The organism is Mycolicibacterium cosmeticum (genome assembly GCF_000613185.1).
GTDB classification, from domain to species: domain Bacteria; phylum Actinomycetota; class Actinomycetes; order Mycobacteriales; family Mycobacteriaceae; genus Mycobacterium; species Mycobacterium cosmeticum.
Genome location: NZ_CCBB010000003.1, coordinates 1,672,347 through 1,694,964 on the forward strand (window position 1 = coordinate 1,672,347; position 22,618 = coordinate 1,694,964).

General features: G+C 69.6%; 24 protein-coding genes. 17 read left to right on the plus strand and 7 right to left on the minus strand.

Annotated elements, in window-relative coordinates:
- Positions 1-112 precede the first annotated feature (112 nt).
- Entirely contained in the window at positions 113-2,278 is a 2,166-nt protein-coding gene (locus BN977_RS27280) for a glycoside hydrolase family 3 C-terminal domain-containing protein (RefSeq protein WP_036402967.1), read from the minus strand.
- Positions 2,279-2,395: 117 nt separating this feature from the next.
- Here BN977_RS27280 and BN977_RS27285 point away from each other — a divergent pair, with 117 nt between their 5' ends.
- Positions 2,396-3,631, plus strand: a complete 1,236-nt coding sequence (locus BN977_RS27285) for a cytochrome P450 (RefSeq protein WP_234709673.1) — start codon at positions 2,396-2,398, stop codon at positions 3,629-3,631.
- A gap of 139 nt (positions 3,632-3,770) precedes the next feature.
- Here BN977_RS27285 and BN977_RS27290 read toward each other — a convergent pair whose 3' ends face one another.
- Complete coding sequence (locus BN977_RS27290; protein ID WP_036402972.1) at positions 3,771-4,460, minus strand: DUF427 domain-containing protein; 690 nt, start codon at positions 4,458-4,460, stop codon at positions 3,771-3,773.
- 98 nt (positions 4,461-4,558) lie between these two features.
- On the opposite strand from BN977_RS27290, the gene BN977_RS27295 reads away from it, so the two are divergent.
- Positions 4,559-5,137 (plus strand): hypothetical protein, encoded by a 579-nt coding sequence (locus BN977_RS27295; RefSeq protein ID WP_036402975.1) that lies wholly within the window; start codon positions 4,559-4,561, stop codon positions 5,135-5,137.
- Here BN977_RS27295 and BN977_RS27300 read toward each other — a convergent pair whose 3' ends face one another.
- A complete protein-coding gene (locus BN977_RS27300) occupies positions 5,138-5,392 on the minus strand; it encodes a DUF2631 domain-containing protein (protein ID WP_024453015.1) in 255 nt (84 codons plus the stop codon). It lies immediately after the preceding gene.
- A gap of 105 nt (positions 5,393-5,497) precedes the next feature.
- Here BN977_RS27300 and BN977_RS27305 point away from each other — a divergent pair, with 105 nt between their 5' ends.
- Together BN977_RS27305 and puuE are read left to right on the plus strand one after the other, a co-directional pair.
- Positions 5,498-6,967 (plus strand): amino acid permease, encoded by a 1,470-nt coding sequence (locus tag BN977_RS27305; RefSeq protein ID WP_036402978.1) that lies wholly within the window; start codon positions 5,498-5,500, stop codon positions 6,965-6,967.
- A 74-nt stretch (positions 6,968-7,041) separates the two neighbouring features.
- Entirely contained in the window at positions 7,042-7,953 is a 912-nt protein-coding gene (gene puuE, locus BN977_RS27310) for an allantoinase PuuE (RefSeq protein ID WP_234709674.1), read from the plus strand.
- A 24-nt stretch (positions 7,954-7,977) separates the two neighbouring features.
- Here the strand turns inward: puuE and BN977_RS27315 are convergent, their stop codons facing one another.
- Positions 7,978-8,433, minus strand: coding sequence for a nitroreductase family deazaflavin-dependent oxidoreductase (locus tag BN977_RS27315; RefSeq protein ID WP_036402981.1), 456 nt, complete (start codon positions 8,431-8,433; stop codon positions 7,978-7,980).
- Positions 8,426-9,292, minus strand: coding sequence for an NmrA family NAD(P)-binding protein (locus BN977_RS27320; protein ID WP_036402983.1), 867 nt, complete (start codon positions 9,290-9,292; stop codon positions 8,426-8,428). Before BN977_RS27320 ends, BN977_RS27315 begins: the two co-directional genes overlap by 8 nt.
- Positions 9,293-9,363: 71 nt before the next feature.
- On the opposite strand from BN977_RS27320, the gene sigI reads away from it, so the two are divergent.
- A complete protein-coding gene (gene sigI / locus BN977_RS27325) occupies positions 9,364-10,197 on the plus strand; it encodes an RNA polymerase sigma factor SigI (RefSeq protein WP_036402985.1) in 834 nt (277 codons plus the stop codon).
- Between the two features lie 93 nt (positions 10,198-10,290).
- Here the strand turns inward: sigI and BN977_RS27330 are convergent, their stop codons facing one another.
- On the minus strand, positions 10,291-10,956 hold the full coding sequence (locus BN977_RS27330) for a fasciclin domain-containing protein (protein ID WP_036402987.1): 666 nt from the start codon (positions 10,954-10,956) through the stop codon (positions 10,291-10,293).
- A 163-nt stretch (positions 10,957-11,119) separates the two neighbouring features.
- Here BN977_RS27330 and dxr point away from each other — a divergent pair, with 163 nt between their 5' ends.
- From dxr to BN977_RS27360, 6 genes are all read left to right on the plus strand, one after another.
- Positions 11,120-12,322: a 1-deoxy-D-xylulose-5-phosphate reductoisomerase gene (gene dxr / locus BN977_RS27335; RefSeq protein WP_051561940.1), complete on the plus strand. Its 1,203-nt coding sequence runs from the start codon at positions 11,120-11,122 to the stop codon at positions 12,320-12,322.
- The gene (locus BN977_RS27340; RefSeq protein ID WP_024453023.1) at positions 12,319-13,554 is read left to right on the plus strand and encodes a M50 family metallopeptidase; all 1,236 of its coding nucleotides are present in this window, start codon (positions 12,319-12,321) and stop codon (positions 13,552-13,554) included. The genes dxr and BN977_RS27340 overlap by 4 nt, the downstream gene beginning before the upstream one ends.
- A 47-nt stretch (positions 13,555-13,601) precedes the next feature.
- Entirely contained in the window at positions 13,602-14,750 is a 1,149-nt protein-coding gene (ispG, locus tag BN977_RS27345; protein WP_407661220.1) for a flavodoxin-dependent (E)-4-hydroxy-3-methylbut-2-enyl-diphosphate synthase, read from the plus strand.
- 76 nt (positions 14,751-14,826) lie between these two features.
- Positions 14,827-15,681 carry a GNAT family N-acetyltransferase gene (locus BN977_RS27350; RefSeq protein WP_036402992.1) on the plus strand — a complete coding sequence of 285 codons (855 nt, stop codon included), beginning with the start codon at positions 14,827-14,829 and terminating at the stop codon, positions 15,679-15,681.
- 131 nt (positions 15,682-15,812) lie between these two features.
- The gene (locus BN977_RS27355) at positions 15,813-17,585 is read left to right on the plus strand and encodes a penicillin-binding transpeptidase domain-containing protein (RefSeq protein ID WP_407661221.1); all 1,773 of its coding nucleotides are present in this window, start codon (positions 15,813-15,815) and stop codon (positions 17,583-17,585) included.
- 47 nt (positions 17,586-17,632) lie between these two features.
- Positions 17,633-18,244, plus strand: a complete 612-nt coding sequence (locus BN977_RS27360) for a DUF1707 SHOCT-like domain-containing protein (RefSeq protein WP_024453027.1) — start codon at positions 17,633-17,635, stop codon at positions 18,242-18,244.
- Here the strand turns inward: BN977_RS27360 and BN977_RS27365 are convergent.
- Positions 18,216-18,593, minus strand: a complete 378-nt coding sequence (locus BN977_RS27365; protein ID WP_036402997.1) for a PaaI family thioesterase — start codon at positions 18,591-18,593, stop codon at positions 18,216-18,218. The genes BN977_RS27360 and BN977_RS27365 overlap by 29 nt on opposite strands.
- Before the next feature lie 97 nt (positions 18,594-18,690).
- On the opposite strand from BN977_RS27365, the gene map reads away from it, so the two are divergent.
- The 6 genes from map to BN977_RS27390 are packed head-to-tail and all read left to right on the plus strand — an operon-like array spanning position 18,691 to position 22,603.
- A complete protein-coding gene (map, locus tag BN977_RS27370; RefSeq protein WP_036403000.1) occupies positions 18,691-19,548 on the plus strand; it encodes a type I methionyl aminopeptidase in 858 nt (285 codons plus the stop codon).
- A complete protein-coding gene (locus BN977_RS27375) occupies positions 19,545-21,035 on the plus strand; it encodes a cobyric acid synthase (protein ID WP_036403003.1) in 1,491 nt (496 codons plus the stop codon). Before map ends, BN977_RS27375 begins: the two co-directional genes overlap by 4 nt.
- Positions 21,036-21,093: 58 nt before the next feature.
- Positions 21,094-21,375: a protein UsfY gene (gene usfY / locus BN977_RS27380; RefSeq protein ID WP_024453031.1), complete on the plus strand. Its 282-nt coding sequence runs from the start codon at positions 21,094-21,096 to the stop codon at positions 21,373-21,375.
- Between the two features lie 19 nt (positions 21,376-21,394).
- Positions 21,395-21,736 (plus strand): DUF3140 domain-containing protein, encoded by a 342-nt coding sequence (locus BN977_RS27385; protein ID WP_024453032.1) that lies wholly within the window; start codon positions 21,395-21,397, stop codon positions 21,734-21,736.
- Between the two features lie 16 nt (positions 21,737-21,752).
- Positions 21,753-21,914 (plus strand): hypothetical protein, encoded by a 162-nt coding sequence (locus BN977_RS32985; protein ID WP_165576377.1) that lies wholly within the window; start codon positions 21,753-21,755, stop codon positions 21,912-21,914.
- Between the two features lie 29 nt (positions 21,915-21,943).
- The gene (locus BN977_RS27390) at positions 21,944-22,603 is read left to right on the plus strand and encodes a hypothetical protein (RefSeq protein WP_036403006.1); all 660 of its coding nucleotides are present in this window, start codon (positions 21,944-21,946) and stop codon (positions 22,601-22,603) included.
- The last annotated feature ends 15 nt before the right edge of the window (positions 22,604-22,618 follow it).

Sequence of the window (22,618 nt, forward strand, 5' to 3'; positions counted from 1 at the left end):
CGTTACAGATCGGCCTGCAGTGTCTTGACCGTGTCGAGCGCGGGGATGGCACGTCCGGTCAGGTGGGACATCCGTCGAGGTTGACAAAGCACCGGACATGTTCTCCTGCCTTTCAGGAGTCGCGGTGCGCGTTCATCCGGATCAGCAGCGCCTCAAGGTCGTCCCGGGTGAACCGGCCACCGCTGAACCCGGCCAACCGCTCCAGCGGCAGAGCGCCGATGAGGTCGAGCATGCCGGCCGGTTCGGTTCCCCCGCCGGACAATTCGGCCATCGCCGCGGTGAGGATGGGCGTGGCGACCGGATCGGCCAGCACTTCGCCCAACGTGGATTCGCGGGTGAACGGCTCGGGTGCGTCGTCGCCGGTGAGTGTCACCGTGGTGCGCAGCCGCAGGTCGCGGCTGGATGCGGCGGCCCACAGCATGTACTCGCCGCTCTCCACCACCCAGCGGTCCGCCCAGTGCGCGAGGTCGGTGCGGGACACCGGGATCTCGACGACGCCGGTCGTGCCGGGCTCCAGGGTCAGCGACCCGAACCCGACCAGCCAGCGTGTCGGCCGGTCCACCCGGGACGCCGTCATGCCGGCATAGATCTGCACCACCTCCCTGCCGCGCCGGTCGCCGGTGTTGGCGACGGTCACGGTGACCGTCAATCCGTCGTCGTGCTCGGCCACTTCCATGCCGCGGTAGTCGAAGGTGGTGTACGACAGGCCATGCCCGAACGGGTACGTGACGGCCAGGTCCCGCGCGTCATACCAGCGGTAGCCGACGAAGATGCGCTCGCCGTAGATGGTGTGACCGCGCTCGGACGGAAAATTCAGGTACGCGGGCACGTCCTGGAGCCGCGCCGGCACCGTCTCGGCGAGCCGCCCGGACGGGTTGACATCGCCGAACAGCACATCGGCGATGGCACCACCACCGGCCTGCCCGAGCAGCGCGCCGTCCAGGACGGCCGGTGCGAGCGCAGCCACCTCGTCCAAGCGGACCACGCCGCCGTGCGAGAGCACCACCACCGTGCGCGGCTGGAGCGACACGGCCTCCCGCAACAACTCGATCTGCTCGGCCGGCAGGCCGATATGGGGACGGTCGAAACCCTCGGATTCGGCCTCGGCGGGCAGGCCGAGGAAGACCACCGCGGTGTCGGCGGTCGCGGCGAGGCGCGCGTCATCGGCATAGGTCACCTCGTGATCGCCGGCGAGCCTGCGGATCTCGTCCAGTGCCGTGTCCAGCCGGGTCGGGTTGACGTGCGAACTGCCGCCACCCTGATACCGCGGTTGGGTCGCGAAGCGGCCGATCACCGCGATCCGGGACGGGCGCAGCGGCAGGAGGTCGCCGTCGTTCTTGAGCAGCACGATCGCGCGCGCAGCCGCCTCCCTGGCCAGCAGGTGATGTGCGTCGGCATCGAAGGACGGTGGCGCACCGGAACTTTGCCGGGTTCGATCGGCCAGGCGCGCCACCCGGCCGGCGGCCGCGGCCACCGCGGCACGCGGCAGGTCACCCCGTTCGACTGCCTCGACGACGTCCCGGTCGGAAACCCCACCGGTGCCCGGCATCTCCAGGTCCAGTCCGGCGGCCACCGCCGCCACCCGGTCGGCCACCGCGCCCCAGTCACTGACCACCAGGCCGTCGAAACCCCATTCGCCGCGCAGCACATCGGTGAGCAGCCAGCGGTTCTGCGCCGCGTATACCCCGTTGATCCGGTTGTAGGAACACATCACCGACCACGGCCGAGCGGTCCGCACCACGTGCTCGAAGGCGCGCAGGTAGATCTCGCGCAGTGTGCGCTCGTCGACGTCGGAACTGGCTCGCATCCGGTCGAATTCGGCGTTGTTGGCCGCGAAGTGCTTCAACGAAGCGGCCACGCCGACACCCTGCACGCCGCGTACCCAGGCCGCCCCGAGTGCGCCCGAGAGCACGGGATCCTCCGAGAAGTACTCGAAGTTGCGCCCGCACCGGGGATCACGCTTGATGTTGATGCCCGGACCGAGCAGGACGTCGACACCGAGCACCCGGCTCTCCCGGCCCAGGGCGGTACCGACCCGCTCGACCAGATCGGGATCCCAGGTCTGGCTCAGTCCCACGGCGGGCGGAAAGCACGTCGCCGCAGCGCTGTGCCCGGTGACCAAATGTTCGGTGCTGCTCTCGATCTGCTTGCGCACTCCGTGCGGGCCATCGGTGAGCACCATGGACCGAACCGGACCGACGGCCTTGGTGGTCCAGAAGGTGGCACCGCTGCCGAGTGCGGCTTGTTCGACCAGGTCGAGATCTTCGGTGTCGGCCATGGCGCCAGGCTACCGACGGCCGCCGCCCGACCGACCGGATGCTTTACAAATCATCGATAAACTGTCACGCTGTGTCGATCCCGACACCGTGGTCGCCTGCCCCAGGAGGGAACCTCCGTGACCCGCGAATACTGCCCCTTGGACATCACGTCGCACGAATTCTGGAGTCAGCCGTTCGCGGTGCGGGATCAGGCGTTCGCCCGGCTGCGGGCCGCCGACGGACTCAGTTGGCATCAGCCGCTGTCGACGTTGTTCGACATCACCGAGCCCGGTTTCTGGGCGCTGACCCGGCGAGCCGACATCCAGTTCGCCAGCCAGCATCCCGAGCTGTTCACCTCGGCGCACGGGGTGGCGCTGGACCCGATGCCCGCCGAGGTGCAGAAGTTCGCCTCCTTCTTCCTGATGATGGATCCGCCCAGGCACACGGTGTACCGCAAGCTGATCAGCTCGGCGTTCACCCCGCGCCACGTCCGCGAGATCGAGGAGCAGATCCACCGCAACGCGGTGGCGGTGGTCGACGACCTGATCGGCGCCGGTGATGTCGATTTCGTCGAGGCCTGTTCGGCCCGGCTGCCGATGATCACCATCATGGAGATGCTCGGCGTGCCCAGCGCCGACCGGCCGGCGGTCGCCACGGCCGCCGAGAAGCTGTTCAGCATGAGCGACGACGAGTTCTCCAGCCTGGAAGAGCGCGCCACGGCGACCATCAACGAGATCATGCTGCTGAACAACACCGGGGTGGAACTGGCCAAGTTCCGCAGGGCTCACCCCGGCGACGACCTGATGACCAGCATCGTCAACGCCGAGGTGGACGGGCACCGGCTCACCGACGAGGAGATCGGGGCGTTCCTCATCCTGCTGGCGTCGGCCGGTAACGACACCACCAAGCAGACCACCACTCACGCGATGATGGCGCTGGCCGCGCACCCCGAACAGAAGGATTGGCTGCTTACCGATTTCGACGGCCGGATCGGTATCGCCGTCGAGGAGTTCGTCCGGTGGGCCACACCCGTGCTGCAGTTCGCCCGCTTCGCGACCGCCGACGTCGAGCTCGCCGGCCAGACGATCAGCGCCGGCGACAAGGTGGGGCTGTTCTACTGCTCGGCCAACCGGGACGAAACGGTGTTCGCCCAGGCGCAGCGTTTCGACCTTTCCCGATCACCCAACCCGCACGTCGGATTCGGCGCCGGGGGACCGCACTTCTGCCTGGGCAACCAACTGGCCAAGACCGAACTGCGGAACCTGTTCCGCGAGTTGCTCACCCGGCTCACGACCGTCGAGTTCGGCGAGCCGGACCACCTGTACAGCTCGTTCGTGCACGGCATCAAACGCGTGCCCGCGCACATCCGTTGACCGAGGAGACCCGCCATGCTGCTGAGCAAGCCGTAACCGATTGTCGCGCAGCAGCATTGCGGGCAACGCCGCGGCCCCTCGGCCCCGGGCCGGGCGGTCACGACGCCCACGGCACGTTTCCCGGGCGATGCGGTGATGGTCAGGTGTGGCAGCCGCCGCCGGGCAGTTCGGCGAGCACCTCGGCGCGGGTCTCGTCGAAACTCAGCATCCCGCGGATCGGGCTGGACTCCGGCAGCGGGTCGTCGTAACTCCAGGCCACGTCGGCCACCGTAACGTCGTCGATGACCGCAGACCAGTAGGTGGCCTGTCCCTTGTAATTGCAGTAACTGGAGGTCTCCGACCGGCGCAGCAGCTCGGTACGTACGTGCGCCTTGTCGACGTAGAGCCGTGGCGGCAGCGCGGTTTCGAACAGCACCACCGTGTCGGTGGTGTCCACCAGCACGGTGCCCGCCACGCTGACCCGCAGGCCGCGGTGCCCGGGCCGGCAGTCCACCCGGTGATACGGATTGGGTGGGTAGTGCACCAGCACGCGGCCTTCCTCCAGCCAGGTGTCCACGGCGTCCCACCGGACGTGCAGATAGCCCGGTTGTTCGGGCAGCGCCTCGGTGGGCAGTCCGCTCACCTCGGCCGCGGGGAACGCGTACCGCAGCGGTTGGTCGCGCCGGTGCACCAGGAGCGCGTGCTCGGTGTCAATGACGGTGTGGCCGTTGAGCACAGCCTGGATCCGGCGTGGGTGTGGCTCGACGAACACCGCACCGTCGGGCAACGGGGGATGAGCCCAGCCGGCCGGGTCGCGGCCGAGCGGGCCGTGTCCGGCGCACAGGCTCATGCGAGAGAGCTTTACAGAAAGCGTCGAAAATGTCACGCTGTCTGTGACATGGCGTGCCGGTGCGGCGTCCCGTTCGGCCCAGTGAGGAGTGAGACGGCATGAAGGCGAACTCATTTCACTTCGACGTGGACCGCGGCGTGGGTGTGCGCGCCTCGGCCGCGACGCTGCTGTCCTACGAGCTCAACGTGTTCGCCGAAGACCCGCTCGACGCGGTCCGGCACGCCGGCGGCTGGATGTGCGACCGGGTGCGGGCCGGCTGGAAGGTGACGGTGGTGCTGCCCACAGACACCCGCGGCGCCGGCGACGACACCCGGGCCCTGGACATCCTCGGCGTGCGTACCCGAACCGCGGCAGCCGAGTTCGGCGAGTTGGTGCAGGCACCCGCGCTGGCGTTGTCGGCGCGGCTGCTGGCCGCCGATCCGCGGTTGCAGCGCGCCGTTCGGTATGCCCTGGAACGGGCCGGTGCGGAGGTGACGTTGTGGGGTGACACCGGCGGCCGGGCGGCCGATCTGCGGGTCGCCGACGTCCGTTATCCCATGACGCCCGCGGCGCGGGCGTTCAAGGCCCAGGCCATGCTGGTGGTATCAGGGGCGGCCGAACCCGGGGCCGCCGAGCACTTCCACAGCTGGGCGCCCTGGTATCCGTTGGACGGGCCGGATCTGGTCTCGATCAGATAGTCAGCGGTACCAGCCGGAGCGACGGGCCCACCAGTCGCGGAACACGACGCCGAGGATGGCCACCGCGAACACGATCAGGAACACGTCCTCGACGTGACCGACGTGGTTACCGCGCAGCATGCACAGCAGGAAGATGACCGACAGGATGCCGCCGATGTGGATCCAGGTGTGGTTTTCCTTCGACCAGCCCCACGCGGCGGACGGAACATCTTCCACATCGACACCGTTGTGACGCTCGACCTCGGTGTTGGCCACGGCTGCTCCTCTTCCGTCCAGGTCGGTCCAGACTTTCTGCGCGTCATTCTGGCACACCCGTGCGATCTCGCCCGACCGGCCACCCGATGTGGGTACTTTCCGAGGATGGCAGGCAGTCGCGTCAAGTCCGTCGAACAGTCCATCGCCGACACCGACGAGCCGGGCACCCGGTTACGCAAGGACCTCACCTGGTGGGACCTCACGGTGTTCGGCGTGTCCGTCGTCGTCGGTGCCGGCATCTTCACGGTGACGGCAAGCACCGCGGCCAATATCACCGGGCCGGCCATCTCGGTGTCTTTCGTGATCGCGGCGGTCACCTGCGGGCTGGCCGCACTGTGCTACGCCGAGTTCGCCTCGACCGTGCCGGTGGCCGGCAGCGCCTACACGTTCTCCTACGCCACCTTCGGCGAGTTCACGGCCTGGATGATCGGCTGGGACCTGATCCTGGAGTTCGCGATCGGGGCGGCCGTGGTGGCCAAGGGCTGGTCCAGTTATCTGGGCACCGTGTTCGGCTTCGGCGGCGGCAGCGCCGAGATCGGCCCGCTCACCCTGGACTGGGGCGCGTTGCTGATCGTGGCGGTGGTGGCCACCCTGCTCGCCTACGGCACCAAGCTGTCGTCGCGGTTCAGCGCCGTCGTCACCACCATCAAGGTGTCGGTGGTGCTGCTGGTGGTGATCATGGGCGCGTTCTACATCAAGGCCGCCAACTACACACCGTTCATCCCCGCGCCGGAATCCGGATCCGACGCCGGAACGGGCCTGGATCAGTCGGTGTTCTCCCTGTTCACCGGGGCCACCGGCAGCCACTACGGCCTCTACGGCGTGCTGGCCGGGGCGTCCATCGTGTTCTTCGCGTTCATCGGTTTCGACGTGGTGGCCACCACCGCCGAGGAGACCAGGAGCCCGCAGAGCGACGTGGCCAAGGGCATCCTGGCCTCGCTGGCCGTGGTCACCCTGCTCTACGTGTCGGTTGCCGTGGTGCTGACGGGCATGGCCTCGCACGCCGAGCTCAAGCGTGCCGGTGGCGGGCATCCCAACCTGGCCACTGCCTTCGAGCTCAACGGCGTGCACTGGGCGGCCAAGGTCATCTCGGTCGGCGCCCTGGCCGGGCTCACCACGGTGGTGATGGTGCTGCTGCTCGGCCTGTCCCGGGTGCTGTTCGCGATGGCACGGGACGGGCTGCTGCCGCGACGGCTGGCGCACACCGGTGCGCACGGAACGCCGGTGCGGATCACCATCCTGGTCGCGGTGCTGACCGCCGTGGCGGCCGCAGTGTTCCCGATCGGCAAGCTGGAGGAGATGGTCAACGTCGGCACCCTGTTCGCCTTCGTCCTCGTCTCGGCCGGCGTGCTGGTGCTGCGCCGCACCCGGCCCGATCTGCAACGCGGATTCCGCGTCCCGTGGGTGCCGCTGCTGCCGCTGGCCTCGATCGCCGCGTGCCTGTGGCTGATGCTCAATCTCACCGGTCTGACGTGGTTGCGGTTCGGGATCTGGTTGGCCATCGGGGTGGTGGTCTACCTGGCGTACGGCCGCCGGCATTCGCTGCTCGGCCGGCGCGAGGCGGCGTTGCGCTGAGGCCGTCATCGAGATGCGATGACGCGGGGTGGCATGCGACATTAGCTCCGTGAGCGAAGCTTGCGGAGCGAAACATGGCTGACGCCTACCCGCGCGACATGATCGGCTACGGACCCCACCCACCCGACCCGCGATGGCCCGGCGGCGCCAGGATCGCCGTGCAGTTCGTGCTCAATTACGAGGAGGGCGCCGAGAACTCGGTGCTGCACGGCGACCCGGGCTCGGAGACGTTCCTGTCCGACGTGATCGGGGCGCAGGCCTTCCCGAATCGGCACCTGAGCGTGGAGTCGCTGTACGAGTACGGTTCCCGCGCCGGGCTGTGGCGGGTGCTGCGCGTGTTCGACCGGCGCGGTCTGCCGTTGACGGTCTTCGGGGTGGCGATGGCCCTGGCCCGCAATCCCGAGGCGGTGGCCGCGTTCACCGCGCGCGGCGACGAGATCGCCTGCCACGGACTGCGTTGGGTGAGTTATCAGCTGGCCGACGTCGAGGTGGAACGCGACCACATGGCCCAGGCCGTCGCGCTGCTGACGGAGCTGACCGGGGCGCCCCCGCTGGGTTGGTACACCGGCCGGGACTCGCCGCACACCCGGCAATTGGTGGTCGAACACGGCGGGTTCCTGTACGACTCGGACTCCTATGCCGATGACCTGCCGTATTGGACGCGGGTGGGGGAGCGTGACCACCTGGTGGTGCCCTACACGCTGGACACCAACGACATGAAGTACGTGTCGACCAGCGGATTCCCGAGTGGCACAGCATTTTTCGACTATCTGCGGGATGCTTTCGACGTGCTCTACGCCGAGGGCGCGGCAGGTGCGCCCAAGATGCTGTCGATCGGTCTGCACTGCCGGCTGGTGGGCCGGCCCGCCCGCATCGCCGCGCTGGAGCGGTTCCTCGACCACGTGCAGGGCCATGACGCGGTCTGGGTCACCCGCCGGGTCGACATCGCCCGGCACTGGATCGAGCACTTCCCGCCGGGTCAGTGATTTGTGGAGCCGCACCCGTAATGGTTACGGGTGCGGCTCCACGAATCGCAGTTCGAACACCGCCAATCGGCCGGCCAGCGCCTCGAACTCGTCGGGGGTGCCGTCGGTGACCAGGCCCGAACGCTTGGCGAACCCGACGCCGACCGGCACCTTCTCGGCGAAGGCGCGCAACACCGGCCGGGACTGGTCGACGGTCAGTTCCACGATGCGCACCCGGCGGGAGCGCCGGCCCCTGGTCAGCACACCGGTCCCGGCGGCGCGGGCGTTCGCCGCCCAGTCCGCGCCCGGGTAGCCCGCGACGGTGTACAGCGCCCCGCCGTGTTCGAACGGTGTCATGGGTGTGCTGCGCGGCTGCCCGGTTTTGCGGCCCGGCACCGTGAGCACCTGAGACGGCCCGGCCGGCACCCCCAGCCTGCCGAGGGCGACCACCAGTTTGTTCATCGGCTTGAGCCAGGTCGGGGGCTTGAGATCGTCAGACATGGTGGGTTCCTTGGTATTCGGTGAACAGGGATCGGTTCTCGCGCACCCACTGCGCGAACGTCGTGGCCGGCCGGCCCAGGATGCGCTGCACCTCGCCGGTGACCGTCGCCGGACGGCCCAGCCCGGCCTCGAGCAGGCCGAGGTAGGCATCGGCGAATGCCGCGGGGAACCCGATGGCGGCGAAGCGGTCGCGCACCGCGGCCGGCGGCAGCTCCGCGTAGCGCAGGTCGCGCCCGAGCACCGTGCCGATCGTCGCGACGAGTTCGGTGTTGGTGAGCGACTGGGGGCCGGTGAGCGGGATGCGCCGGCCGTCGAGCCGATCGGTCAGCAGCGCAACCGCGGCCACCGCGGCGATATCGGTTTCGGCGACGACGGCGGTGGCGGCCCGCGCGTACGGCCCGCTCACCACGTCTGCCGCCCGGATCTGACCGGCCCACATGCCCGCGAAATTCGAGGCAAACACGGTGGGGCGCAGGCTCACCCAGTCCACACCGGAGGCCATCGCCAGTTGCTCACACTCCCGGTTGCGGTCGCCGCGCACCCGGGACGGCTGGCGGGCGTCGTCGTCATCGGCGTTGATGGCCGAGAGCGCCACCACCTTGCCGACACCGCACGCCCGCGCGAGCTCCACGGTGGCGGCCAGCTCGCCGACGAGCGCGCGGGAGTTGAGGAACACCGCGTCGGCGCCGGGCATCCCGGCCGCGGCGGTGGGCACCGCGGTCACCAAGGGAGTCACCGATGGCGGGAACGGTGAGGCCGAGCGGGTGACGGCACGGACCTCGGCCCCGGCATCGAGCAGATGTGTGACGAGGGGGCGGCCGATATTCCCGGTCGCCCCGGTGACCAGAATTGTTGTCATGCCATCAAGGACGGGCCACCGTCGGGAAAAGTTACCCGTAACTTTTCCCGGCGCGGGATCGTCATAACACCATGACCGGATCGATCGACACCGCGTGGCGGGCGCACCACGCCTACCTGGTGAACCTGGCCGACCAGATGCTCGGCGATGTCGGCGACGCCGAAGACATTGCCCAGGAGGCGTTTCTGCGGTTGGCCCGGGCCGGTGAAACCGTCGACGACGTCCGCGCATGGCTGACGGTGGTGGCGGGCCGGTTGTGCCTGGATCTGTTGCGCTCGGCACGGGTGCAACGGGTTCGGCCCGACGGTGACGTTGCCGCCGCGACGCTGCCCGACCCGGTACCCGGTCCGGCCGACCGGGTCACCCTCGACGACGAGGTCAGCGCGGCGCTGCTGGCGGTGCTGCGCACCCTCAGCCCGGCGGAGCGGGTGGCCTTCGTGTTGCACGACGTGTTCGGCACGCCGTTCGAGGAGATCGCCGCCACCGTCGGCCGGCCGGTCGGGACCTGCCGCCAGCTGGCCCGGCGAGCCAGGACCAAGATCGCCGGTGCCGGGCCCGGGCCGGCCGCGGTGACCCGGGCCGAGCACCGCCGCGCCACCGAGGCCTTCATCACCGCCTGCGCCAACGGCGATCTGGCCGCGTTGACGGCGGTGCTCGATCCGCAGGTCTGGGGCGTGGGCACGGTGTTGCACCAGCACCGGCAGCAGGTCAATCACGGTCCGCACGATGTTGCGGTGAATCTCTTGCGTTACCTGGGGCCGGGCGCCACCGTGGTCAGCCCGACCGAATCGGTGCTGCTGGCCTTCGATCGCGGCCGGGTGTTCGCGGTACTGATGCTGACCTTCCGCGGCGAGCGGGTGCTGAAGATCGAGGCCACCGCCGACCCGGCCGCCCGGCAGCGGTAGCCGGACGAAGTGGGGGGACGAGCGGCGCCCCGCGCGCTGCGGGGGTGATGCGCGGCCAGGGCGCCGCTCGTGGTTCTGTTGTGGCGCAGGCGATTACGCCGGGGGCATCAACACGGTGTCGATCATGTACACCGTCGCGTTGGCGGTCTTCACCCCGCCGCACACCAGTCCGGCGTTGTTGATCTTCAGGTCGGGACCGGCGCCGGTCACCGTCACGGTGCCGCCCTGCAGGGTCTTGTGCTCACCGGCGACCTGCATGGGTCCGGCCTGCCCCTCGACCACGTGGTAGGTCAGGATCTTGGTCAGCAGATCGGAATCGGTCTTGAGCTTGTCCAGGGTGGCCGCATCGATCTTGGCGAATGCGTCGTCGGTGGGCGCGAACACGGTGAGCCCCGGGTTGCTGTCCAGCGTCTCGACCAGGTTGACGTTCGGGTTCAGCTTGCCGGACAACGCCGCGGTGAGCGTCGTGAGCATGGGGTTGTGGGAGGCGGCGACGGCGACGGGACCCTGTGCCATGCCGGCGACCGAACCCGGGCCGGTGGGCACCTGCTGGGCGTAGGCGGCGCAACCGTTGCCGACCAGACCGGCGGCCGGATCGGCCATGGCCGACGTCGGACTCGCCGCCATGCTCGTCGACGTGCCGGTCTCCGGAGCGGCTGTCGCACTGGTGGACGAATCCTTCGAACACGCGATGCCCGCGAACAGGGTGAGCGCCGAAAGTCCGGTCACTGCGAGGGTTTTCGATTGAGCTCTGTTCATCACTGTCATTACTCGAATCTGTCGTGGAGCGGTCTCCTGGGCCGCCCTCACCGATGTATTCGGTGCGCCGGGCCGCCCGGATGGGTACCGGACGAATCGGTGCCGGGATGCGGCATCCGGCGTCGATGCCGTCATCGGCGCACCGGCGCGGCACAATGGATCGGTGAGCGGATACGGCGGGCAGGAGCACAGCGACCGGGGAAGGTCCGAGCGTGTCCGGGTTCTGCTGCTGGGCAGCACCGGTTCCATCGGGACCCAGGCGCTCGAGGTGATCGCCGCCAATCCGGACCGTTTCGAGGTCGTGGGGCTGGCCGCCGGCGGCGGCAACGCCGACCTGCTGGCCCGGCAGGCCGCCGAGATCGGTATCCGCAATGTCGCCGTCGCCGACCCGGAGGCGAATATCGAGGCGGCGTATCGCGGGCCCGATGCGGCCACCCGCATCGTCGAGGACACCGAGGCCGACGTGGTGCTCAACGCCCTGGTCGGGGCGCTCGGCCTGAAACCCACCCTGGCGGCCCTGCACAGCGGGGCCCGGCTGGCCCTGGCCAACAAGGAATCGCTGGTGGCCGGCGGCCCGCTGGTGCTGGCCGCCGCCGCGCCCGGGCAGATCGTCCCGGTGGACTCCGAGCATTCGGCGCTGGCGCAGTGCCTGCGCGGCGGCAGCCCCGACGAGGTCGCCTCGCTGGTGTTGACGGCGTCGGGCGGACCGTTCCGCGGCTGGACCGCCGACGCCCTGGAGGGTGTCACCCCGGAGCAGGCGGGGGCGCACCCGACCTGGTCGATGGGACCGATGAACACCCTGAATTCGGCATCGCTGGTCAACAAGGGCCTGGAGCTGATCGAGACGCACCTGTTGTTCGGTGTCGACTACGACCGCATCGAGGTGGTGGTGCATCCGCAGTCCATCGTGCATTCGATGGTGACCTTCACCGACGGCTCCACGCTGGCGCAGGCCAGCCCCCCGGACATGAAGTTGCCGATCGCGCTGGCGCTGGGTTGGCCGGACCGGGTGCCCGGGGCCGCCCCGGCCTGCGCCTGGACCACCGCGTCGACCTGGACGTTCGAGCCGCTGGACGCGTCGGTGTTCCCGGCGGTGGAACTGGCGCGCAGCGCCGGGCGACGGGGCGGCTGTCTCACCGCGGTGTACAACGCGGCCAACGAAGAGGCGGCCGAGGCGTTCCTGGCCGGTCGTATCTCGTTCCCGTCGATTGTGCGAACGGTTGCCGACGTGCTGCACGCCGCAGACCAGTGGGCCGCCGAACCCGCTACCGTGGAAGAAGTACTCGACGCGCAGGACTGGGCACGAGCCGCGGCCCAGCGCCTGATCCGCACCGCACCGACGCAGGAGGTCACCGCAGCCCGATGATGTTTGCTATCGGCATCGCGCTGTTCGCGCTGGCCATTCTGGTCTCGGTGGCCCTGCACGAATGCGGGCACATGTGGGTGGCGCGCGCCACCGGCATGAAGGTGCGCCGCTACTTCGTCGGCTTCGGCCCCACGCTGTGGTCGACCATGCGGCCGAACAAGCTCGGCTACACCGAGTACGGCCTCAAGGCGGTACCGCTCGGCGGGTTCTGCGATATCGCCGGGATGACGTCGGTCGAAGAACTGGCCCCCGACGAGCGGCCCTATGCGATGTACCGGCAGAAGGTGTGGAAGCGGGTTGCGGTGCTGTTCGCCGGGCCTGGCATGAACTTCCTCATCGGCCTGGTGCTCATCTATGCCATCGCCGTCATCTGGGGCCTGCCCAATCTGCATCCGCCGACCACCGCGATCGTCGGCGAAACCTCTTGTGTCGCACCGCAGATCAGCAAGGGCGGGGACAACCCGTTCGGGCCGTGCCCGGACCCGGGGCCCGGGCCTGCCGCGGCGGCCGGTATCCGGCCCGGGGACACCATCGTCAAGGTCAACGGCACCGATGTGGCGACGTTCGCCGACATGGCCGCCGCCATCCGCAAGCTGTCCGGCCCCATCCCGGTGGTCTACGAACGCGACGGGCAGCGGTTGGCCACCGTCGTCGACGTCGCCCGGACGCAGCGGTACGCGGACAAGGACGCCACCGGCACGGTGACCGTCGGCGCCATCGGCGTCAGCGCGGCCGCGCCGCCGGGACCCACCCAGTACAACCCGCTCACCGCGATCCCGGCCACCTTCACCTTCACCGGTGACCTTGCCGTGGAACTGGGTAAGTCGCTGGCCAAGATCCCCACCAAGGTCGGCGCCCTGGTGAACGCCATCGGTGGCGGTGAACGCGACCCCGAGACCCCGATCAGCGTGGTCGGCGCCAGCATCATCGGCGGCGACACCGTCGACCACGGGTTGTGGGTGGCGTTCTGGTTCTTCCTGGCGCAGATGAACTTCGTGCTGGGTGCGGTGAACCTGATCCCGCTGCTGCCGTTCGACGGCGGCCACATCGCGATCGCGGTGTTCGAGAAGATCCGGAACATGATCCGCGCGGCCCGCGGCAAGGTCGCCGCGGCACCGGTGAACTATCTGAAACTGATGCCGGCCACCTACGTGGTGCTGGTGTTCGTCGTCGGATACATGTTGTTGACCGTCACCGCCGACCTGGTCAATCCCATCAGACTGTTCCAGTAGTCGGGACCCTGAAGTTTGGAGATGAAGTGACTTCCATCGGTCTGGGCATGCCGGCCCCGCCGGCACCCACCCTGGCTCCGCGTCGTAAGACCCGCCAGCTCAAGGTCGGCGACGTGGGGGTGGGCAGCGACTCGCCGATCTCGGTGCAGTCGATGTGCACCACCAAGACCCACGACATCAACGCGACGCTGCAGCAGATCGCCGAGTTGACCGCGTCGGGCTGCGATATCGTCCGGGTGGCCTGCCCGCGGCAGGAGGACGCCGACGCGCTGCCGATCATCGCCAAGAAGGCGAACATCCCCGTCATCGCCGACATCCATTTCCAGCCGAAGTACATCTTCGCCGCGATCGACGCGGGCTGCGCGGCGGTGCGGGTGAATCCGGGCAACATCAAGGAGTTCGACGGCCGGGTCAAGGAGGTGGCCAAGGCCGCGGGCGCGGCCGGCATCCCGATCCGGATCGGGGTGAACGCCGGCTCGCTGGACAAGCGGATGCTGGAGAAGTACGGCAAGGCCACCCCGGAGGCACTGGTCGAATCCGCGCTGTGGGAGGCCTCGTTGTTCGAGGAGCACGGGTTCGGCGATATCAAGATCAGCGTCAAGCACAACGATCCGGTGGTCATGGTCGCCGCCTACGAGCAGCTGGCCGCCCAGTGCGACTACCCGCTGCATCTCGGTGTCACCGAGGCCGGGCCCGCCTTCCAGGGCACCATCAAGTCGGCCGTGGCGTTCGGGGCGCTGCTGTCCAAAGGCATCGGCGACACCATCCGGGTGTCGCTGTCGGCGCCGCCCGCCGAGGAGGTCAAGGTCGGCACCCAGATCCTGGAGTCGCTGAACCTGCGGCCCCGCGGTCTGGAGATCGTGTCCTGCCCGTCGTGCGGGCGGGCCCAGGTGGACGTCTACACGCTGGCCAACGAGGTGTCGGCCGGGCTGGATGGGCTGGACGTGCCGTTGCGGGTCGCGGTGATGGGCTGCGTGGTGAACGGCCCCGGTGAGGCCCGCGAGGCCGACCTGGGGGTGGCCTCCGGTAACGGCAAGGGCCAGATCTTCGTCAAGGGCGAGGTGGTCAAGACGGTGCCCGAGGCGCAGATCGTGGAGACGCTCATCGAGGAGGCCATGCGGATCGCGTCGGAAATCGACGGCGCGGCCGGCGCGGAAGGAAGTCCCTCCGGTCCGCCGGTTGTCACCGTAAGCTGAAACCTGGCGCTGTGAGCGGGGTCACCCGCGGGACAGGTTTGCCACTCGGTTCGGGAACGTTTCAGAAAGAAGCTCCATGTCGGCTCCGCCCCTGTACCGCCTCACCGACGAGCGCCGCGTCACGGTGGTGCGCGACCTGGATTCGGTGCGGGAGGTCCTCGACGCGGATCCCGTCGGTGCGTGCATGGTGGCGTGCCGGGTGCTCGACCACGGCGTCGACCCGAACGCGATCGGCGGTGAGCTGTGGACGCGCGGCCGGGCCGCCGAATCCCTGTGCTACGCAGGGGCCAACCTGATCCCGCTGCGCGGCGGGCTCGACGACATCGCCGCCTTTGCCGACAAGGCGCTGAGCGCACCGCGGCGGTGTTCGTCGTTGGTCGGGCGGGCCGAGTTGGTGCTACCGCTGTGGCGGCGCCTGGAGGCGGGCTGGGGTGCGGCCCGCGACGTGCGTGACGATCAACCGTTGATGGCGCTGTCCGGTCCGCCCCAGTGCGCCCTCGATCCCGCGGTGCGACCGGTGCGGATGGACGAACTCGACGCGTACCTGGTGGCCGCCATCGAGATGTTCATCGGGGAAGTGGGGATCGACCCGCGGATGGGCGACGGCGGCCGCGGGTACCGGCGCCGGGTGGCCGGCCTGATCGCGGCGGGCCGGGCCTGGGCCCGCTTCGAGGGCGGTGAGGTGGTGTTCAAGGCGGAGGTCGGGTCCCAGTCGCCGACGGTGGGCCAGATCCAAGGGGTGTGGGTGCACCCGGATTGGCGGGGCCGCGGGCTGGGTGCCGCCGGCACCGCCACGCTGGCCGATGCCGTGCTGCGCGGCGGCCGGATCGCCAGCCTCTACGTCAACGGCTACAACCACGTCGCCCGCGGCACGTACGCCAAGATCGGCTTCACCCAGGTGGGCACCTTCGCGACCGTGTTGCTGGACTGAGCGTTGCTGGACTGAGCGGCGGATCACGGTTCGGTCTCGGTGCGCCTCCACCGCCTACGGTTGTCACATCTTTAACATTTGCCTCAATGGCAACGATCACCTCATCAGTCTCGCGCGTGGCCGCGGCCGTCATGGCCGTCGTCGCGACCGCCGCAACCTTGAGCGCCTGCACACCCAAACCGAACGGCCCCGAACCCACCGCGGAAGCGTTCTTCGCCGCGTTGGCCACCGGAAACACCACGGCGGCAGCGGATTTGGCCGATCACCCGGCCCAGGCCCAGGCCGCGCTGAACGAGGCATGGTCCGGCTTGCAGGCCACCCGGCTGGACACCCAGATCCTGGGCTCCAAATACGCCGAGGACACCGGCACCATCAAGTACCGCTACAGCTGGCACCTGCCCAAGGACCGGGTGTGGACCTACGACGGCGAACTCAACATGATCCGCGACGAGGGGCGCTGGCAGGTCCGGTGGAGCGCCACCGGACTGCACCCGCAGCTCGGTGAGAACCAGACGCTGGCCCTGCGCGCCGACCCGCCGCGGCGGGCCTCGGTCAACGAGCGCGGCGGCACCGACGTGCTGGTCCCGGGCTATCTGTACCACTACGCCCTGGACGCGCGGGTGGCCGGCGCCGACCTGATGCCGACCGCCCGGGCGGTGGTCGACGCGCTGCGGCCCTTCGACGACACCCTGGACCCGCAGCGGCTGGCCGAGGAGGCGAGCTCGTCGACCAAGCCGCTGGATCTCATCACGCTGCGCAAGGACGACAACGACCGGGTGTCGGCGGCCATCGGGACCCGGCCGGGCGTGGTGATCACCCCGCAGCCCGAGATGATGCCCACCGACGAGCACTTTGCGCCGGCCATCATCTCGGAGGTCAAGAAGGCGGTCTCGGCCGACCTGGTGGGTCAGGCCGGCTGGCGGGTGGTCAGCGTCAACCAGAACGGGGTGGACGTCGACGTCCTCAACGAGGTCCCCGGGAACCCGGCCCCGTCGGTCACCATCAGCCTGGACCGCACGGTGCAGAACGCCGCGCAGGATGCCGTCAACATGGTCGGCAAGAAGGCGATGATCGTCGCGATCAAACCGTCGACCGGGGAGATCCTGGCGGTCGCCCAGAATCCCGCCGCCGACGCCGACGGACCGACGGCCACCATGGGGCTCTACCCACCGGGATCGACGTTCAAGATCGTCACCGCGGGCGCGGCGATCGAGCGCGATATGGCGACCCCCAACACGCTGCTCGGCTGCCCCGGCACGCTGGAGATCGGCCACCGCGTCGTCACCAACTACAACGCCTTCGACCTGGGCACCGTGCCGATGTCACGGGCGTTCGCGAACTCGTGCAACACCACCTTCGCCGAGCTGGCCAGCACCATGCCACCGCGCGGCCTGACCCAGGCCGCCGCGCAGTACGGCCTCGGCTCGGATTTCGTGGTGGACGGAATCCCGACGGTCACCGGGTCGGTGCCGCCCACCGTCGACCTGGCCGAGCGCACCGAGGACGGTTTCGGTCAGGGCAAGGTGCTGGCCAGCCCGTTCGGCATGGCGTTGGTGGCGGCCACCGTCGCGGCCGGGAAAACCCCGGTGCCTCAACTCATCCTGGGCCGGCAAACGCAGGTGACCGGCGCCGGGACGCCCATCTCGGCCAAGATGCTGGACGCCGTGCGGCCGATGATGCGGCTGGTGGTGACCAACGGCACCGCCAAGGAGCTCAACGGGCTCGGTGACGTCCGCGGCAAGACCGGGGAGGCCGAGTTCAACGGCGGCTCGCATGCCTGGTTCGCCGGGTACCGCGGTGACCTGGCGTTCGCCGCCCTGATCGTCGGCGGCGGCAGCTCGGAGTACGCCGTCCGGATGTGCCGGGACATGCTCAACGGCCTGCCGCCGGACTATCTGGCCTGACCCCCGGGTCGGGGCGCTCGGTTAGCCTGGTTCTCGGAGGAACCATCATGACAGGCCTTGACGATCACGCGCCGCTGCGCGTCTCCGACGCCGACCGCAACGGCACGCTGCGTCGGTTGCACAATGCGGTGGCCCTGGGGCTGATCGACATCGGCGAGTTCGAGGAGCGCTCGGCGCTGGTCTCGGCGGCCCGGTTGCATTCCGATCTGGACCAACTCGTCGGTGATCTGCCCGGGCCGGGTGCGATCGTGACCTCGGCGGCCGACCGGGTCGAGCTGCGCGGCGTGCTGGGTTCGCTGAAGCGCCAGGGGGAGTGGGTGGTGCCCAGCCGGCTGTCCCTGCACCGCCGGATGGGGTCGGTGGATCTCGACCTGACCCGGGCCCGGTTCGCGGGACCGATGATCGTGGTCGAACTCGACCTCAAGTTCGGCGGGCTGGACATCCGGCTGCCCGACGGGGCCAGCGCGTCCATCGACGATGTCGAGGTCGTCGTCGGCAGTGCCACCGACCATCGCAGGGACGCTCCCGCCGAAGGCACCCCGCACATCGTCTTCACCGGCAAGGTCGTCTGCGGATCGGTCGACATCCGCGGTCCGCGGCGCTCCTGGGTGCCGCCGCGGTTGCGCAACGTCAGCGGGGTTCGAGCACGGCGAAGGTGAGCGTGGCCCGGGCCGCCGGCCGATTGCGGTCCACGTCGGTGACGTCCACGGCCGTGACGATCAACCGCTTGCCCGCCCGCACCACCGTCGCCTCGGCGCGAGCCCGCCCCAGCACCGGCGCCAGGAAATGGATGTTCAGGTCGGCCGTGGTGACGTCGTAGCCCACCCCGGTGTGCCGCCCGGCCAGGATGCCCGCGGCGATGTCGATCAGCGTGGCCACCAGCCCGCCCTGCAGCGCGCCGCGCACATTCGCCAGATCGGGACGGTTGTCCATCTCCAGGACCAGCCGGTCCCGGGTCGATTCCACCTCGACGTACTTGAGCCGATCCAGGATGTGCTCTGCGCTCATCGCCGTACGGTAACACCATTACCAGTGCCGGAGAACGGCACTCTTCCAGGTGTGTCTCGGCGGCCGCGCCCCGCGGCCGCACCACTACGCTGGGGACATGCCTGTACGCGCGCCCCTTCGGTCCGGTGAGTTGTCCCCGACCCTGCCGGTGCCCAAGTCCATCCCCCGTCCGGAGTACGCCTGGAAACCGACCGCGGTCGAGGGCCACGAGCCATGGGTGCAGACCCCCGAGGTGATCGAGAAGATGCGGGTGGCGGGCCGGATCGCCGCCGGCGCCCTGGCCGAGGCCGGCAAGGCGGTGGCCCCCGGCGTGACCACCGACCACCTGGACCGGGTGGCCCACGAGTACATGATCGACCACGGCGCCTACCCGTCCACCCTGGGCTACAAGGGCTTCCCGAAATCCTGCTGCACCTCGCTGAACGAGGTGATCTGCCACGGCATCCCGGATTCCACCGTCATCGAGGACGGTGACATCGTCAACATCGACGTCACCGCCTACATCGACGGCGTGCACGGCGACACCAATGCCACCTTCCTGGCCGGGGACGTGTCCGAGGAACACCGGCTGCTGGTGGAGCGCACCCACGAGGCCACCATGCGGGCCATCAAGGCGGTCAAGCCGGGCCGTCAGCTCTCGGTGGTCGGCCGAGTCATCGAATCCTATGCAAACCGGTTCGGCTACAACGTCGTTCGTGATTTCACCGGGCACGGGATCGGCACCACCTTCCACAACGGCCTGGTGGTGCTGCACTACGACCAGCCGGCCGTCGACACCGTGCTGGAACCGGGGATGACCTTCACCATCGAGCCGATGATCAACCTGGGCTCGCTGGACTACGAGATCTGGGACGACGGCTGGACCGTCGCCACCAAGGATCGCAAGTGGACCGCGCAGTTCGAGCACACACTGGTGGTCACCGCGGACGGCGCCGACATCCTCACCCTGGCGTGACCGGCGGCGCCCTGCTGGTCGCCGGTACCACCTCCGACGCCGGCAAGTCCATGGTCGTCGCCGGGTTGTGCCGATTGTTGGCCCGCAAGGGAATCCGGGTGGCGCCGTTCAAGGCGCAGAACATGAGCAACAACTCGGCCGTCACCGTAGAGGGCGGGGAGATCGGCCGCGCGCAGGCCATGCAGGCCCGCGCCGCGGGCCTGGCCCCCAGCGTCCGGTTCAACCCGATCCTGCTCAAGCCCGGCAGTGACCGCACGTCGCAGCTGGTGGTGCGCGGACAGGTCGCCGGAACCATGGCCGCCGGCGACTACTTCAGCCGGCGAACCGAGCTGGCCGCCGTCGTCGCCGACGAATTGGCTTCGCTGCGAACCGATTTCGACGCGGTGATCTGTGAGGGAGCCGGGTCGCCCGCGGAGATCAACCTGCGGGCCACCGACCTGGCCAACATGGGTCTGGCGCGCGCCGCCGGGCTGGCCGTGCTGCTGGTCGGCGATATCGACCGCGGCGGCCTGCTGGCGCACCTGTTCGGCACCGTCGCGGTGCTCGAGCCCGAGGACCAGAAACTCGTCAGCGGTTACCTGGTCAACAAGTTCCGCGGCGACCCGGCGCTGCTGGCCCCGGGGTTGACTGAGCTGCAGGACCGGACCGGCCGGCCGACCTACGGCGTGATCCCGCACCTCGACTCGCTGTGGCTGGACACCGAGGACTCGCTGTCGGTGACCGCCGGAGCCACCCTCGGTGACCCGGTGGCGCCCCTGGGGCGCCAGTGGCTGCGGGTGGCGGCGGTACGGCTGCCCCGCATCTCGAACTCGACCGATGTGGAGGCCCTGGCCTGTGAACCCGGCGTGCTGGTGCGCTGGGTCGCCGAGCCGGCGGATATCGCCGACGCCGACGTGGTGGTCCTGCCCGGCAGCAAGGCCACCGTCTCGGATCTGGCCTGGATGCGGGACCGGGGCCTGGCCGAGGCGGTGCTGACGCATGCGCGGGCCGGACGTCCGGTGCTGGGCGTGTGCGGCGGGTTCCAGATGCTGTGCCGGCGTATCGACGATCCGGTGGAGTCGCGGGCCGGGGCGGTGGACGGCCTGGGTCTGCTGGACGCCGACATCGTGTTCGAGCCGCAGAAGACCTTGCGGCACTGGGAGACCCCGCTGCACGGTTACGAGATCCACCACGGTCAGGTGCGCCGCTCGCAGGCGCAGGACTGGCTGGGCATCGGCATCCGCGACGGTGCGGTGTTCGGCACGCACTGGCACGGGCTGCTGGACAACGACGACGTCCGCCGGGCCTGGCTCGGCGAGGTGGCGGCGGCCGCCGGATGCACCGGCTTCGTGGTGGCCGCCGACACCGACGTGCGGGCCCGCCGCGACGCCCAGTTGGACGTGATGGCCGATGCGCTGGCCGCGCACACCGACCTCGACGCGGTGCTCGGGCTGCTGGACGGGCCGCCGCGGCGCCCGGTCATCTCCTCGACCACCCTCCCCGCCTGACCGCACCGGCGTTTGGGCCCCATGGGCACCGGGTAGCTCAGGAGGGGAAGGAGTTGCCATGCGGTCGCCTGAGGACCCGCTGGATCATGCGCGTACGACGCGCCCCCATGCGGGTGAGTCCATGAAGGACAACAAGAATTTCCCGGCACTGGTGCTACTGGGTGTTGCCCTGGTGGCCTTCGTCAGTTGCCTGGCGGCGTTCGCCACCGCACATGCCGGCACGGGCACGGTCCTGGCCGTGATCGCCGCCGTCGTGTTCGTGGTCTCGATGAGCTGGTTCGCCATCGAGCACCGTCGGGTGCGCCGGATGGAGGACGCGCGGCCCGACTCCAGTAGCTGAACCCACGGGAGGTGGTGCTGTGCACCGGAACACCGAAGTCGACGCCGGATTGTGGGAGGAATTCCACCGCGTCGTGAACATGTCGTCGCGGGAACTGTCGGATTGGTTGCGAACGGTGGCCTCCGGCGAGACCGCCGAGCGGTTTCCCGATGAGGCCGCGCCCGTCTACGGGCGCCGGGTGCTCGCGGTGCTGCAGAAGCGCCGCTCCGACCTGACCGACGCCGACGCGCTGACCATGCGCCAGGTCGTCGACATGGTGCACGCCGAGCGCGGCGTCGACATGGAACCGACAGCGGGGCAGCAAGAGTGGCGCCGGTCGTTGATGACCATCGGCCACGACCCGCTCAAGCCGGTCGAGTGAACAGGAGGTTGGCGAGATGCAGCGCGAGAGCTCGAAACACGGTGCCCGCCACGACGACGAGCTGAAAGACGAACTGCGCGGCACGCTGCAGGGCAACCGCTCCAGCCGCGCCGAGGAATGGCGCGACCCCGAACCCTTGGCCGACGACGATCCCGAGGTGGCCAAGCGCCGCACCTGACGCGGCGCGTGTGCCGGTAACCTGGGGCGATGACGGCCCGGCTGGTGGCGGCGGCGTTGACCGCCCTGGTGGTCGCCGGCTGCGGCGAGGTGGTGACCGGCACGGCGACCTGGCCGGGTGCCCGGCTGCGGGACGTCGTGCTGACCGCGGCCGACTTTCCGGCCGGCGTGCGCTATGACCGGATCGTCGAGGAGCCCGGCGTCGCCGACGGCGCGGGCGGGCCGCCCGCCATGCTGTCCAACCCGGAGGGCTGCAGTGACGGCTTCACCCGGGTGATCGCCGCCTCGGCCGAGCGCGGGGCGGGCAGCGCCGCCAAATACAGCGTCGGCTACGACGGGGCGCGCATGGTGGTGACCGTGCTGAGCTGGCAACTGGACCTGGACGCCATCACCGCGACCGCGCAACGGTGCGCGCGGTACGAAACCTTCTTCGACCGCTCCATGCCGGGTATCCCGATGACCACCACCCGGCTGAGCACCGACCGCCCCGGCGCACTGGTCTACGAACAGACGATGCAACTCGGCGCGGAGCACAGCAGCGTCTACTCGTCGTTCGAAAACGTCGACGGGATGGCTGTTTTCGCGGTCGCCTTCCCGACGCCGGACCCGAGTGTGCCGGTCCAGGCAGCCCTGCCGCAAACCTTCACCGACGTCGTCGGCAAACAAGCCAACCGGCTCACGCAGCGCTGACGGTTGGGTGGGAGA